This is a genomic window from Shewanella jiangmenensis, from assembly GCF_018596335.1.
Classification (GTDB): domain Bacteria; phylum Pseudomonadota; class Gammaproteobacteria; order Enterobacterales; family Shewanellaceae; genus Shewanella; species Shewanella jiangmenensis.
Window position 1 is genome coordinate 159,476 of record NZ_JAHEPS010000003.1, and the last position, 14,776, is coordinate 174,251.

The following is a 14,776-nucleotide window of genomic DNA, read 5'->3' on the forward strand; positions in this document are numbered from 1 at the left end:
ACTTTTTAAGGTATTCAAAATGACTACAGTTTCAATGCGCGACATGCTCCAGGCCGGTGTACACTTCGGTCACCAGACCCGTTACTGGAACCCAAAGATGAAGCCATTCATCTTCGGTGCCCGCAACGGTGTACACATCATCAACCTCGAGCACACTGTACCAATGTTCAACGAAGCTCTGGCTTTCATCAGCAACGTAGCTTCCAAGAAAGGTAAAATCCTGTTTGTTGGTACCAAGCGCGCTGCCAGCGAAGCCATCAAAGAAGCTGCTGTTTCTTGTGACCAGTACTACGTTGACCACCGCTGGCTCGGCGGTATGCTGACCAACTGGAAAACCGTTCGTCAGTCAATCAAGCGTCTGAAAGAGCTGGAAACTCAGTCTGTTGACGGTACTTTCGACAAGCTGACCAAGAAAGAAGCCCTGATGCGCACTCGCGAGCTGGAAAAGCTCGAGAAGTCTCTGGGTGGTATCAAGAGCATGGGCGGCCTGCCTGACGCTCTGTTCGTGATCGGTGCTGACCACGAACACATCGCCATCAAAGAAGCCAACAACCTGGGTATCCCAGTAGTTGCCGTGGTTGATACCAACGCCTCTCCAGATGGCGTTAACTACATCATCCCAGGTAACGACGACGCTATGCGCGCCATCCGCCTGTACACCGAAGCTGCTGCTACTGCTGCCAAAGCTGGCCGTGGTCAGGATCTGGCTGTACAAGCTGAGCAAGACGGTTTCGTAGAAGCCGAATAATAAGGTTGATGGTTTCCATCTCCCTTATTAACCAAGATCTATGATTGGTTGACAGGGGCCTTGGTGCCCCTGTTTTACACCTGCTGACACGGCAAGTAATTGCCGGACTATCTTACGAGGAATTTAACAATGGCAATTTCTGCTGCCCTGGTTAAAGAACTGCGCGAGCGCACTGGCGCCGGCATGATGGATTGTAAAAAGGCTCTGGAAGAGACTAACGGTGATATCGAACTGGCGATCGATAACATGCGTAAGAGTGGCGCCGCCAAGGCTGCCAAGAAGGCTGGTAACATCGCTGCTGAAGGTACTATCCTCATCCAGCAAGGTGCCGGTTTCACTACTCTGCTGGAAGTAAACTGTCAGACTGACTTCGTAGCTAAGGACTCTAACTTCCTGGCTTTCGCTAACGAAGTACTGAACGCAGCTGCCGCTGCCAAAGTATCTGTTGAAGATCTGAAAGCTCAGTTTGAAGAAGCCCGTGTTGCTCTGGTTGCCAAAATCGGTGAAAACATCAACGTTCGTCGCGTTGAGTACATCGACGGTGCCAACGCAGCCTCTTACCGTCACGGCGACCGTATCGGTGTAGTGGTTACCGGTAACGCTGACGAAGAAACTCTGAAGCACCTGGCCATGCACGTAGCGGCTTCTAAGCCAGACTACCTGAACCCAGAAGACGTTCCAGCTGAAGTGGTTGCCAAAGAGCGAGAAGTTCAGGTGGAAATCGCCATGAACGAAGGCAAGCCAAAAGAAATCGCTGAGAAGATGGTTGAAGGCCGTATGAAGAAGTTCACCGGTGAAGTATCACTGACCGGTCAGCCATTCATCATGGAGCCTAAGAAGACTGTTGGCGAATTCCTGAAAGAAAAAGGCGCCACTGTTGCCAGCTTCATCCGCCTCGAAGTGGGTGAAGGTATCGAGAAGAAACAAGAAGATTTCGCGGCCGAAGTGGCCAAGCAGATCGCTGCTTCTCAACAGGCTTAATAGCCCATCGTTATGAATCCCAAGACCGCAGCAGCCGCTGCGGTCTTGTTATAATCAGGACTAAAATCATGAGCACCAATCCAAAACCTGCATTTCGACGCATTCTTCTCAAATTAAGCGGTGAAGCTCTGATGGGCGATGAGGGCTTCGGTATCGATCCCAGCGTACTGGATCGTATGGCTCAGGAAATCAAGGAACTGGTTGAACTGGGGATCCAGGTAGGCGTTGTCATTGGCGGCGGTAACCTGTTCCGCGGCGAAGGCCTTGCCAAGGCCGGAATGAACCGCGTGGTGGGTGACCACATGGGTATGCTGGCTACCGTGATGAACGGCCTGGCAATGCGTGATGCACTGCACCGTGCCTATGTGAATGCCCGTCTGATGTCAGCCATCCCGCTCAACGGGGTGTGTGACCGTTACAATTGGGCCGAGGCCATCAGCCTGCTCAAGTCTGGCCGTGTGGTGATTTTTGCTGCCGGTACCGGCAATCCTTTCTGCACCACCGACTCCGCAGCCTGCCTGCGCGGCATTGAAATCGAAGCCGATGTCGTGTTAAAAGGCACCAAGGTTGACGGCGTGTACTCTGCCGATCCGATGAAGGATCCAGAGGCCGTGAAATACGAAGAACTGACCTATAACGAAGTTCTCGACAAAGAATTGAAAGTCATGGACCTGTCTGCCTTTACCATGGCCCGTGACCACGATATGCCGATCCTGGTGTTCAACATGAACAAGCCAGGTGCCCTGCGCCGTGTTATCATGGGCGAAGAGGGTGAAGGCACCATCATCAAGAAATAACTGATAAGTTTTCGAACTTTAATGACCGAAAAGGACATTTAACGTGATTGAAGATATCAAAAAAGACGCCCAGGACCGCATGGGCAAGTGTGTAGAAGCCACCAAGGCGCAAATGGCCAAGGTACGCACTGGTCGTGCCCACCCAAGCCTGCTGGACACCATTCATGTAAACTACTACGGCACCATGACCCCGCTCAAGCAAGTGGGTAACGTAGTGATTGAAGATTCACGCACCCTGGCCGTGAACGTATTTGACCGCAGCGCCATCCAGGCCGTGGAAAAAGCCATCATGATGTCTGATCTGGGTCTAAACCCTATGTCAGCCGGTGCGACTATCCGTATTCCACTGCCACCGCTGACCGAAGAGCGTCGTCGCGACCTGGTGAAAGTGGTTCGCGCTGAAGCCGAGCAGGGCCGTGTTGCCGTGCGTAACGTGCGCCGCGATGCCAACTCTCACTTCAAGCAGCTGGAAAAAGACAAAGAGTGTACTGAAGACGATGTACGCCGCAGCGAAGAAGAAGTGCAGAAAATGACCGATCTGCACATCAAGAAGATCGACGAGCTGCTGACTGCCAAGGAAGCGGAGTTGATGGAGGTCTAAGCCTCCGGACTCGGTGCTAGAGTTAAGACGCCGTGTAGGGGTATACTACACGGCGTTTGTCTATTTTCAGGGTTGTATATCGATGTCTTTTATCAGGGAACATGCCACTGAGGTGACCGATGCCACTGCGCTTGATGGCGTATCTGAGCTGGTCAATCAAACCCTGCCGGGCCACGTTGCCATTATCATGGATGGCAATGGCCGCTGGGCGCAGGCCCAGGGCAAACCAAGGGTGATGGGGCACAAGGCAGGAGTCAAAGCGGTGCGCCGCGCGGTCAGTACTGCCCGTCAATTAGGCATCAAATCTCTGACACTGTTTGCCTTTTCCAGTGAAAACTGGCGCCGGCCTGACACCGAAGTCAGCCTGCTGATGGAATTGTTTTTTACTGTGCTCAAGCGGGAGATAAAACTGCTTGATGCCAACGGCGTGCGGCTGAACATTATCGGCGATACCAGCCGTTTTTCACAGCGGCTGCAAAAGCAAATCCGCGAAGCCGAAGCCAAAACCGCCGGCAATACGGAACTGACTCTCAACGTGGCAGCCAACTATGGCGGACGCTGGGACATACTTCAGGCAGCCAATCAGCTCGCCCAAAAGTTGGCTTCTGGCGAAATCGACAGCAGTCAGTTTACTGAAGAAGCCTTAAGCCAGCATTTATGCATGCAAAGTCAGGGCGAAGTTGATTTAATGATCCGCACTGGTGGCGACTATCGCATCAGCAATTTTGTGCTCTGGCAGGCGGCCTACGCTGAGTTGGTGTTTACTGACACCCTGTGGCCCGATTTTGATGAGCAATGTTTTAAAGAGGCCATCGCCCTGTTTGCGAGCCGCCAGCGCCGTTTCGGATTGACCGGGGGTCAAATCGAAGAAATGCGCGCCTGAGTTTATTTTACGAGGGACGTTTTTTGCTAAAACAACGAATAATAACAGCAATCTGGCTTATCCCGCTGGTATTTGGTGCCATCTTTTATCTGCCATCTGAGTTCTTCGCCTGGGCCTTGGTGGGGGTATTTTTGCTTGCTGCCAAGGAATGGGGGCGCATTATCGATCCCAATTGCCAGATGACCCAGTGGAGCTTCACCTTCACGCTGGTCATATTGCTGGTGGCGCTTAACCTCTTGGTGCCTGTGGGTGATATTTGGCATTCAGGTCAGCTGCATCCGATTTTTTATGCGGTGATTTTGCTTGGCGCCATCTGGTGGCTGATTGCCATGGCGCTGGTTTTGTCATTCCCCAAGAGCGCCAAACTGTGGCAGCAAAGCCACATGCTGAAATCCCTGTTTGGTCAGCTCACGCTGCTGCCCTGTTTTGTGTCGCTGGTGACGCTCAAGTCATTAAGCTCCGCAGCAGAGCCCTATTTTGGCGGCATTCTGGTGTTTTTGGTGATGCTGGTGGTGTGGGCCGCCGACAGCGGCGCATATTTTGTGGGTAAGGCTATTGGCCGCACCAAGCTTGCGCCCAATGTGAGCCCGGCCAAGACCATCGAAGGCCTGGTGGGTGGACTGGCCACCACCATGATAGTGGTGGCGATTGTGATGAATCTGTCGCCGCAGCAGGAGCTTGGGCTGGTGATTGCCGTGACCCTGTTTACTGCGCTTGCATCGGCACTTGGCGATCTGACCGAGAGTATGTTCAAGCGGGTGGCCAATATCAAGGATTCAGGCACTATATTGCCGGGCCATGGCGGGGTGCTCGACCGCATCGACAGCCTCACCGCCGCCTTGCCGGTGTTCACCCTTATCTACATCGCCTTCTGGATGTAAGCATGCAAAATCTGGTCGTTCTGGGCGCTACAGGTTCCATCGGTAAAAGCACGCTGGATGTGGTTAAGCGTAATCCGCAGCATTACTGTGCCTTTGCCCTGGTGGCGGCAAGCAGCGTTGAGCGGATGCTCGAGCTCTGTATTGAGCACAAGCCACGCTTTGCCCACATGGTGGACGGCAAAGCTGCAGCAGCACTTAACGCGCAGCTGCCTGCAAATCTCAACATCGAAGTCACCACGGGTGAAGATGCGCTGCTTGCGCTGGTAAGCCACAGCGATGTCGATACCGTGATGGCCGCGATTGTCGGCGCCGCAGGTCTGGTGCCAACGCTTGCGGCTGTAAAGGCCGGTAAGCGGGTGCTGCTCGCCAACAAAGAAGCGCTGGTGATGTCCGGTGAGCTTTTTATTGCCGAAACCCGTAAAAGCGGCGCCGTGCTGTTGCCGGTGGACAGTGAGCATAACGCTATCTTCCAGTGCCTGCCCGAAAAGGTGCAGCGTGAGCTCGGTTACTGTGATTTATCCGCAGCCGGTATTTCCCATATTTTGCTGACTGGCTCCGGCGGTCCGTTTTTAACATCGCCGCTTGAATCGCTCGCGGCCATGACGCCTGCACAGGCCTGCAAGCACCCCAACTGGTCCATGGGCCCGAAAATCTCGGTCGATTCTGCCACCATGATGAACAAGGGGCTTGAGTATATCGAGGCGCGTTGGCTGTTTAATACTGCCGCCGATGAGCTTAAGGTGGTTATTCATCCCCAAAGCGTTATTCACTCCATGGTGCAGTACCGTGATGGCAGTGTGCTGGCGCAGATGGGTAATCCCGATATGCGTACCCCCATCGCCCATGCCATGGCCTATCCTGAGCGCATCAGCGCCGGTGTTGAGCCGCTGGATTTCTTCAAACTCGGCACTTTGAGTTTTTGTGAACCCGACTTTAGCCGTTTTCCGTGCCTGAAACTCGCGATGGATGCCTGCCATGACGGCCAGGAAGCCACTACAGTGCTTAATGCCGCTAACGAAGTGGCGGTGGCTGCCTTTTTGAACGGTCAAATCGGATTTACGGATATTGCTGTAATTAATGCTGAATGTCTGGGTAAGATAGCCAAAACCCATCTGGACTCGATTGAGGCGATTATTGCCCTTGATGCTGAGGCCCGCAGGCTCGCCAATCAATTGGTGAGCCGGCGCTGACACTGACGAAGGAGAAAAAATGTACGACTTCCTCTGGAATGCCGCGTCCTTCATTGTGGCGTTGGGATTGCTGATCACCGCCCATGAATATGGCCATTTTTATGTGGCCCGTCGCTGTGGCGTGAGAGTCGAGCGTTTTTCCATCGGCTTTGGTAAAGCGCTGTGGCGGCGCACCGGCAAGGATGGCACCGAATACGTGGTTGCCATGATCCCGCTTGGCGGGTACGTTAAGATGCTCGATGAGCGGGTCGATGAGGTGCCTGAGGCGCAAAAAGACCAGGCATTCAACCGCAAATCCGTGTGGGCGCGCATCGCCATTGTGGCGGCAGGCCCGATTGCCAACTTTATCTTCGCGGTGATTGCGCTGTACATCATGTACCTGATTGGTGTGCCGTCGATGAAGCCTGTGATTGATGGCACCCGTGAAAATTCTCCTGCGGCAGTTATCGCTGTCACGGAACCGATGCAAATCCTTGCTGTCTCAGGACAGAAGGTTCGCAACTGGGAAGAGGTGAATCTTGCACTGGTAGGCCATATCGGCGATGACAGCCTGAGCCTGACCGTGGCGCCGCTGATGCGCCTTGAAGGGCAGGGCGGCGATGAGCGTACCTTCACCCTGGACACCCGTAGCTGGCGTTTCGATCCGGAAAGAGAGTCGCCGATAGCGACCTTGGGTCTGGATATGCTGCGTCAGGAAATACTGCCCAAGGTGGCGTCTGTCACCAAAGGCAGCGCGGCTGAGGCGGCCGGTGTTCGCGAAGGGGATGAAATCATTGGGATTGATGGCGTGAGCTATGGCGGATGGGAGTGGTTTGTCAGTACCATTCAGGCGTCAGCCAACAAAACTATAGCGCTCACGGTAAAACGCGATGGTGAGCAACTGGTCTTAAGCGCCACGCCCAAGGCCGGAAAAGGCCCCGATGGCAAAGAAATTGGTCTTATCGGCATTATGCCGGCCGCCAGTGAACTGCCAGAGGCGATGCGTATCCAGTTGCAATACGGCGTGTTAGACTCCTTGGCGGTTGCGGCCGATAAGACCTGGCAGCTGACTGTGGTCAGCTTCAAGATGATTGGCAAACTCTTTACCGGCGATGTGTCGGTGAAGAATTTGAGCGGGCCAATATCCATCGCCCAGGGGGCTGGCAACAGTGCCAACTATGGCTTGGTGTACTTTTTGGGATTTTTGGCGTTAATCAGCGTGAATTTGGGCATCATCAACCTGTTGCCCTTACCCGTGCTCGATGGCGGCCATTTGCTGTATTACTTTGTGGAAGTGATCACTGGGAAGCCTGTATCTGAAAAGGTGCAGGAAATTGGATTCAGATTTGGGGCAGCGCTGCTGCTAATGTTGATGAGTATCGCCCTTTTCAATGATTTTGCCCGACTCTGAGCAAGGACAGACAAATAATCAGAAGTGCTCTATGAGATTGAATAAACTTTTTGCCTCTATGATGCTGCTTGGCGCATCGTATTCAGGGACCGGCCTGGCAGAGACCTTTTCGCCATTTACAGTGACCGATATCCAAGTAGAAGGTTTGCAACGCGTAGCACTGGGTGCCGCTTTGCTCAGCCTGCCCATTAAGGTTGGGGATACTGTTGACCAGCTGAAACTGCAACAGGCCATCAAGAGCCTGTATGCCACCACCAACTTTGACACCGTGACCGTGACCAACGAGAACGGGGTGCTGATTGTGTCCGTGAAAGAGCGGCCAACCATCAGCGCCGTGACCTTTGATGGCAACAAAGACATCAAAGACGAACAGCTGCAGGAAAGCCTGGATAACAGCGGCGTGAAAGTGGGCGAAGCCCTCGATCGCACCATGCTGTCCGGCATCGAAAAAGGCCTGCAGGACTTTTACTACGGTGTGGGTAAATACGGCGCCAAGGTTGAGGCGCAGGTGATCAATCTGCCCCGTAACCGGGTAGAACTCAAATTCAAGTTTACCGAGGGTCTGGCGGCCGAAATCCGTCAAATCAACGTTGTCGGTAACAACAAGTTCTCTGATGCCGAACTGATTGGTATGCTGGAGCTGAAAGACTATGTGGCCTGGTGGGACATTTTCGGTGAGCGCCGCTATCAAAAGCAAAAGCTGCAGGCCGACCTTGAGACCATCAAGACCCACTACCACAACAACGGCTATATCCGCTTTGAAGTGACCTCCACCCAGGTGGCCATGACCCCGGATCGTAAAGGCCTGTACGTCACCATTAACGTGGACGAAGGCGAGCAGTACAAGGTGAAGGAAGTTAACCTCACCGGCGATCTGATGGGCCGCGAAGAGCTGATGCGCACCATTCTGCCTATCAAGGCGGGCGAGCAGTACAATGGCGCCGACGTGACCTTTACCGAAGAGATGTACTCCAAGTACCTTGGCCGTTTCGGTTACGCCTATCCTGAAGTAAAAACCTATCCGGAAATCAATGACGACACCAAAGAGGTCACTCTTAACGTCAACATCAAACCCGGCAAGCGCGTGTATGTGCGTTCGGTTAACTTCACCGGCAACACAGTCACCAAAGACGAAGTGATGCGCCGTGAGCTGCGTCAGATGGAAGGCGCCTGGCTTAACTCTGCCAACGTGGAGCTGTCCAAAGAGCGTTTGAACCGTCTGGGTTACTTCGAAACCGTAGACACAGAAACCGTGCAGGTGCCCGGCACCGACGATTTGGTGGACGTGGCCTTTAAGGTGAAAGAGCAGCCATCCGGCTCCTTTAACGCCGGTATCGGTTACGGCACTGAATCGGGCATCAGCCTGCAGTTTGGTGTACAGCAAAGCAACTTCCTGGGCAGTGGTAACCAGGCAGGCTTTAACGTTAACACCAACAAGTATTCGAAAAACGTGAACCTGTCTTACACCGATCCTTACTTTACCAAGGATGGCGTGAGCCTTGGCGGTAACATCTACTGGAACGAGTTCGACGCCAACGAAGCAAACCTTGAGCGCTATAAAAACAGCTCTTACGGTGTGGCGCTGAGCAGCGGTTTCCCTATTAACGAATACAACCGCCTGAACTTTGGTGTGGGCTATCGCCACAACACCATTTCTGAAATTTCGGCCTACGAGCAGGCACTGCGCTTCTACGATATTTATCGTGACTCAGATGACCCGAATGCCGATTTGAGCTTCAACAACTTTGAACTCAACGCCGGCTGGTACAGAAGTACTTTGAACCGCGGCACCTTCCCAACCGACGGCTCAAGCCAGCGTCTGTCGGGTAAGATGTCAACGCCGGGTTCGGATCTGCAGTACTTCAAGACCGACTTTGACACCAACTTCTACTTCCCGTTGACCCGCAGCCACAGCTTTGTGGTGCTGACCCGTGCCCGTCTGGGTTATGGCAACGGCTATGGCGACTATAACGGCAACGATCAGATTTTGCCGTTCTGGGAAAACTACTACACAGGCGGTTCAAGCAGCCTGCGTGGCTTTAAGTCCAACACCGTTGGTCCGCGCTCCTTCTATGTGGTGCGTGGCAGTGAGCCTTGCTCACCTGACCCAAGCGGTGACGGCTGTAGCCTGCCTGGCGATCCAAACGAGATTTGGCTCAACCAGGGTCGCTCCATCGGTGGTAACGCCGTGGCCACTGCCAGCCTTGAGCTGATTGTGCCAACGCCGTTCCTCGATGAGGCGTACACCAATTCTGTCCGTACCAGCTTCTTCGTCGATGCCGGTAACGTATGGGATACCGAGTTTGATTACGACTCCTATCGCACTCTGCCAGCCGAAGAATTTGCCAAGCTGGACGATTACAGCGACCCAAGCCGCATCCGCGCGTCCTGGGGTATGAGCGTACAGTGGCTGTCACCCATGGGCCCCATGGTATTCAGCCTCGCCTGGCCGCTCAAAGAGTACGAAGATGACGATACTGAGATCTTCTCGTTCAATATTGGCAAAACATTCTAAAACACATACACTCGGCGACGATTGTGACAAAACACCACAACAAGGAGTTTATTTTGAACAAGATGCTTAACCGTGCCCTGATGACGTTGATGCTTGTCGGTGCGCCACTGGCCGCCCAGGCTGAAAAGATCGCGGTTGTTGATATGGGTGCTGTATTCGAACAGCTGCCACAGCGCGAAGCCATTGGCAAAGCGCTGGAAAAAGAATTCGGCGATCGCGATGCCGAAGTGAAAAAGCTGCAAAACGAACTGCGCTCGCTGATGGAAAAGAACCAGCGTGACGCGGCGCTGATGAGCGAAGCTCAGAAGACCGAAGCCGTTCGCAAGATGGAATCACTGCAGGCTGATCTGCAACTCAAAGGTAAAGCCCTGCAGGAAGACGTACGTCGCCGTCAGGCCGAAGAGCAGAACAAGATCCTGGTAAAAGTACAGAAAGTGATCAAAGACATCGCTGACAAAGAGCAGATCGATGTCGTACTGCAAAGCGGTGCCGTGGTATTTGCCAAGCCTCAGATGGACATCAGCAGCAAGGTTGTTGATGCACTGGCCAAGGCTAAGTAATAGATGAAAAGTGTGACCCTGGGCCAATTGGCCGAACTCTTGGGCGCAGAACTTCGCGGTGATGCCGGCGTGGTGATCCACGCGGTAGCGACGCTGGAGGGCGCCGACGCTGGCCAGATAAGTTTTCTGGCCAATAGCAAATATCGTGCTCAGCTGGAAGGAACCAAAGCGAGCGCTGTACTGATTTCGGCCAAGGATGCAGAGGCATTTTCGGGAAATGCGCTGATCCTTAAAGACCCCTACGTTGGCTTTGCCAGGGTTGCACAGCTTTTGGATACCACACCAAAAGCCGCCGAGGGTATACATCCCTCGGCACAAATTGACCCCAGCGCCCGCTTGGGCGAGGGGGTTGCCATTGGTGCCAATGCCGTTATTGGTGCCAATGTGATTTTGGGTGACAAGGTACAAATTGGCGCAGGCACCGTGGTGGGGCAAGACTCCATTATCGGCTCGGGCACCCGTTTGTGGGCCAATGTCACCATTTATCACGATGTGCATCTGGGCATGGACTGTATCGTCCATTCCGGCGCCGTGATTGGCTCTGACGGTTTTGGCTACGCCAACGAGCGTGGCAACTGGGTGAAAATCCCCCAGACAGGCGGCGTGCGCATCGGCAACAATGTCGAAATTGGCGCCAGCACCACCATCGACCGTGGCGCCCTGTCCCATACCGAAATTCATGATGGCGTTATCATCGACAATCAGGTTCAGATTGCCCATAACGACATCATTGGTGCCCATACCGCCATTGCGGGCAGCACCACCCTTGCCGGCAGTGTGACTATCGGCAAGTACTGTATTATTGGTGGCAACAGCGCCGTTGCCGGCCACCTGAGTATCGTCGATGGCACCCATGTCAGCGGCGGCACCAACGTAACCAGCGTCATCCGTGAGCCCGGCGTGTATTCTTCCGCCACCGTGGCCATGGAAAACAAGTTGTGGCGCCGCAATACCGTGCGCTTCCGCCAGTTGGATGAGCTGTTCCAGCGCGTCAAAGTGCTGGAAAGCAAACAAAAAGAAGACGAGTAAACCCAGTAGCGAATGCGTGTTTGCGCATCCTGAGGAACCCATCAGTGTCTAATCAACTGAACACCATGGATATCAAGGAGATCCTTAAGTATCTGCCTCACAGATATCCGTTTCTGCTTATTGATCGCGTGCTGGATTTCACCGCCGGTGAGTCCCTTCATGCCATCAAAAACGTCACCATCAACGAGCCATTCTTTGTGGGGCATTTCCCTGTCGCTCCGGTGATGCCAGGCGTACTTATCCTCGAAGCCATGGCACAGGCCACTGGTCTTCTGGCCTTCAAAACCATGAGCAGCGAGCCATCTCCAGATGTGCTGTATTACTTTGCCGGTATCGACAACGCCCGCTTCAAGCGCGTGGTGGAGCCGGGCGACCAGCTGCATTTTGAAGTAAAAATGATCAAGGAGCGCCGCGGGATTGGCGTCTTCTACGGTGAGGCCAAAGTGGATGGTGAGCTGGTTTGCAGCGCAGAAATCATGTGTGCCCGCAGAGAGATTGAGAAGTGATCAGTGAATTAGCCTTCGTTCATCCCGACGCCAAAATCGGGAACAACGTCAGTATCGGCCCCTGGACTTACATTGGTCCCGGCGTTGAAATCGGCGATGACAACATTATCCATTCCCACGTGGTGGTGAAGGGGCCGACCGTTATCGGTAAAGGCAACCGGATCTTCCAGTTTGCTTCGGTGGGCGAAGACTGCCAGGACAAAAAGTACGCCGGCGAGCCAACCCGGCTTATCATCGGCGACAACAACATCATCCGTGAAAACGTGACCATTCACCGTGGCACTATTCAGGACAACAGCGAAACCCGCATCGGCTCAAACAACCTGTTTATGGCCTATGTGCACATTGCCCACGACTGCGTGGTGGGTAACAACGTGATCATGGCCAACAACGCCTCTATCGCCGGCCACGTGCACGTGGGTGACTGGGTGATTTTGGGCGGCATGACCGGCGTGCACCAGTTTGTGCATATCGGCGCCCATGCCTTTACCGCCGGATGCTCGCTGATTTTGCAGGATGTGCCACCCTTCGTGATGGCGGCCGGACAGCCCGCGATTCCCCGCGGCTTGAACAGCGAAGGCCTTAAGCGCCGCGGCTTCTCCAAAGAAGCGCAGCTGGCGGTGCGCCGCGCGTACAAGACCCTGTATCGCAGTAACCTTACTGTGGAAGAAGCGACCGCTGCCCTGGCAGACGAAATCGCCACTATCCCAGAGGTTAAGCAGCTGATGGATTTTGTCGCAAGCTCCGGCCGCGGCATCATCCGCTAAGCGCCTCGGTCCTTAAGGAATGCGTCAATAAGAGAACACATGAGCCAATCCAAGCCAATTGTATTTGCCATGGTCGCCGGAGAACTCTCCGGCGATATTTTAGGTGCCGGTTTAATCAAGTCATTGAAAGCCCGTCATCCCGATGCCCGCTTTGTGGGCATTGGCGGTCCGCGCATGGAAGCGCTCGGCTTCGAGTCGCTGTTTGCCATGGAAGAGCTGGCCGTGATGGGCATAGTCGAGGTGCTGTCGCGCCTGCCAAGGCTTTTGCACGTACGCTCAAGCCTTATCAAAACCTTTACCGATATCAAGCCTGACTGCTTTATCGGCATCGATGCGCCCGATTTCAATATCGGTCTTGAGCTTAAGCTCAAGCAAAAGGGCATCAAAACCGTGCATTACGTCAGCCCGTCTGTGTGGGCATGGCGGCCTAAGCGCATCTTCAAAATCGCCAAAGCCACCCATATGGTGCTGTCTTTGCTGCCGTTTGAAAAAGCCTTTTACGACAAGCACAGTGTGCCGTGCACCTTTGTCGGCCACACCCTGGCTGACGACATTCCGCTTGAGCTTGATAAACACGCTGCCCGCGAAACCCTGGGGCTGGATAAGGACGCCGAGTATCTGGCTATTCTGCCCGGCAGCCGTGGCGGCGAGCTTAAAATGCTCAGCGAGCCCTTTATCAAGGCAGCCGTCGCTATTAAAAAGGCGCTGCCGGACATCCGCTTTATTACGCCGCTGGTGAATGAAAAGCGCCGCGAGCAGTTTATGGCCGCGCTCAATGCCCATGCGCCAGAGCTTGAAATTCAGCTATTTGATGGCCACAGCCGTGAAATCATGGCCGCCAGCGACGGCATTTTGCTGGCGTCGGGTACTGCCACCTTAGAGGCCATGCTGGTTAAGCGCCCCATGGTGGTGGCTTACCGCGTGGCGCCGCTCACCTACAGTATTGCCAGCCGCATGATGCTGATTAAGCGCTACTCGTTGCCGAATCTGCTGTCGGGCAAAGATTTGGTGCCAGAGCTTATTCAGGATGATTGCACTCCCGAAAAGATTGCTAAAGCCGTGGTTGAAATGATGAACCGCGACAACCGTGCCCTTATCGAGGAGTTTACTTCGCTGCATCAGCTGCTGCGGCAAAACGCCAGCGAGCGCGCCGCCGATGCGGTTGATGCGCTGATTGGCCATTCGGCCGGGGAATGAGTATGGCGGTATACAAAAATCTGACCCCCGAGCAGGCGGCAGCATTGGAAAATGCCGCCATTGTTGGACTTGTGGCCGGCGTCGATGAAGTGGGCCGTGGCCCGCTGGTTGGCGATGTGGTGACGGCAGCGGTTATTCTCGACCCAGCCAACCCCATTGCCGGGCTTAATGATTCCAAAAAGCTTTCGGAAAAGAAGCGCGATGCGCTTTATCCCGAAATCATGGCAAAAGCGCTTGCTGTGTCTGTTGGCCGCGCGAGCCCCTCGGAAATTGATGAGCTTAATATCCTCCACGCCACTATGCTTGCCATGCAGCGCGCAGTTGCCGGGCTTGCGGTTAAGCCTGCGCGGGTATTGGTGGATGGAAACCGGACCCCGGATTTTGGCATCCCCGCCGATGCGGTAGTCAAGGGTGATGGGCTGATTGCCGCCATCGGCGCCGCGTCTGTCATTGCCAAGGTGACCCGCGACCGTGAGATGGCAGAGCTTGATGCCAAGCATCCCCAGTATGGCTTTGCCGCCCACAAGGGTTATCCCACCAAGGCGCACTTTGAGGCGCTCGATACCCACGGCGTATTGCCGGAGCACAGACGCAGTTTTCGCCCGGTACGAGAATGGCTTGAGAAAAATTAATAGTTAGATTGTGACAAATTCAGGGATCAGAAAAGGTCGCTCAGGCGACCTTTTCTTGTTTTGGGTGTCAATGGTGTTGGATTGATATCTTTAACAGTA

15 protein-coding genes are annotated in these 14,776 nt (G+C 54.2%); all 15 read left to right on the forward strand.

What is annotated here, in order from left to right:
* Window positions 1-19 precede the first annotated feature (19 nt).
* A complete protein-coding gene (rpsB, locus tag KJI95_RS09545; RefSeq protein WP_214506965.1) occupies window positions 20-748 on the forward strand; it encodes a 30S ribosomal protein S2 in 729 nt (242 codons plus the stop codon).
* A 129-nt stretch (window positions 749-877) separates the two neighbouring features.
* Window positions 878-1,729 (forward strand): translation elongation factor Ts, encoded by an 852-nt coding sequence (tsf, locus tag KJI95_RS09550; protein ID WP_214506966.1) that lies wholly within the window; start codon window positions 878-880, stop codon window positions 1,727-1,729.
* Between the two features lie 68 nt (window positions 1,730-1,797).
* Window positions 1,798-2,526 (forward strand): UMP kinase, encoded by a 729-nt coding sequence (gene pyrH / locus KJI95_RS09555; protein WP_214506967.1) that lies wholly within the window; start codon window positions 1,798-1,800, stop codon window positions 2,524-2,526.
* 43 nt (window positions 2,527-2,569) lie between these two features.
* Window positions 2,570-3,127, forward strand: a complete 558-nt coding sequence (gene frr / locus KJI95_RS09560) for a ribosome recycling factor (RefSeq protein WP_214506968.1) — start codon at window positions 2,570-2,572, stop codon at window positions 3,125-3,127.
* An 82-nt stretch (window positions 3,128-3,209) separates the two neighbouring features.
* The gene (gene uppS / locus KJI95_RS09565) at window positions 3,210-4,010 is read left to right on the forward strand and encodes a polyprenyl diphosphate synthase (protein ID WP_214506969.1); all 801 of its coding nucleotides are present in this window, start codon (window positions 3,210-3,212) and stop codon (window positions 4,008-4,010) included.
* A gap of 23 nt (window positions 4,011-4,033) precedes the next feature.
* Window positions 4,034-4,891 carry a phosphatidate cytidylyltransferase gene (locus tag KJI95_RS09570; protein WP_214506970.1) on the forward strand — a complete coding sequence of 286 codons (858 nt, stop codon included), beginning with the start codon at window positions 4,034-4,036 and terminating at the stop codon, window positions 4,889-4,891.
* Window positions 4,892-4,893: 2 nt separating this feature from the next.
* Window positions 4,894-6,081 (forward strand): 1-deoxy-D-xylulose-5-phosphate reductoisomerase, encoded by a 1,188-nt coding sequence (ispC, locus tag KJI95_RS09575; protein WP_214506971.1) that lies wholly within the window; start codon window positions 4,894-4,896, stop codon window positions 6,079-6,081.
* Between the two features lie 19 nt (window positions 6,082-6,100).
* The gene (rseP, locus tag KJI95_RS09580; protein ID WP_214506972.1) at window positions 6,101-7,471 is read left to right on the forward strand and encodes a sigma E protease regulator RseP; all 1,371 of its coding nucleotides are present in this window, start codon (window positions 6,101-6,103) and stop codon (window positions 7,469-7,471) included.
* A gap of 31 nt (window positions 7,472-7,502) precedes the next feature.
* Window positions 7,503-9,986 carry an outer membrane protein assembly factor BamA gene (bamA, locus tag KJI95_RS09585; protein WP_214506973.1) on the forward strand — a complete coding sequence of 828 codons (2,484 nt, stop codon included), beginning with the start codon at window positions 7,503-7,505 and terminating at the stop codon, window positions 9,984-9,986.
* 62 nt (window positions 9,987-10,048) lie between these two features.
* Window positions 10,049-10,546 carry an OmpH/Skp family outer membrane protein gene (locus KJI95_RS09590; RefSeq protein WP_214507228.1) on the forward strand — a complete coding sequence of 166 codons (498 nt, stop codon included), beginning with the start codon at window positions 10,049-10,051 and terminating at the stop codon, window positions 10,544-10,546.
* Window positions 10,547-10,549: 3 nt separating this feature from the next.
* Complete coding sequence (gene lpxD, locus KJI95_RS09595) at window positions 10,550-11,575, forward strand: UDP-3-O-(3-hydroxymyristoyl)glucosamine N-acyltransferase (RefSeq protein WP_214506974.1); 1,026 nt, start codon at window positions 10,550-10,552, stop codon at window positions 11,573-11,575.
* A gap of 44 nt (window positions 11,576-11,619) precedes the next feature.
* Complete coding sequence (gene fabZ, locus KJI95_RS09600) at window positions 11,620-12,081, forward strand: 3-hydroxyacyl-ACP dehydratase FabZ (RefSeq protein WP_214506975.1); 462 nt, start codon at window positions 11,620-11,622, stop codon at window positions 12,079-12,081.
* Window positions 12,078-12,848 (forward strand): acyl-ACP--UDP-N-acetylglucosamine O-acyltransferase, encoded by a 771-nt coding sequence (gene lpxA, locus KJI95_RS09605; protein WP_214506976.1) that lies wholly within the window; start codon window positions 12,078-12,080, stop codon window positions 12,846-12,848. The genes fabZ and lpxA overlap by 4 nt, the downstream gene beginning before the upstream one ends.
* A gap of 39 nt (window positions 12,849-12,887) precedes the next feature.
* Complete coding sequence (lpxB, locus tag KJI95_RS09610) at window positions 12,888-14,045, forward strand: lipid-A-disaccharide synthase (RefSeq protein WP_214506977.1); 1,158 nt, start codon at window positions 12,888-12,890, stop codon at window positions 14,043-14,045.
* A 2-nt stretch (window positions 14,046-14,047) separates the two neighbouring features.
* Window positions 14,048-14,677, forward strand: a complete 630-nt coding sequence (gene rnhB / locus KJI95_RS09615) for a ribonuclease HII (RefSeq protein WP_214506978.1) — start codon at window positions 14,048-14,050, stop codon at window positions 14,675-14,677.
* Window positions 14,678-14,776 lie beyond the last annotated feature (99 nt).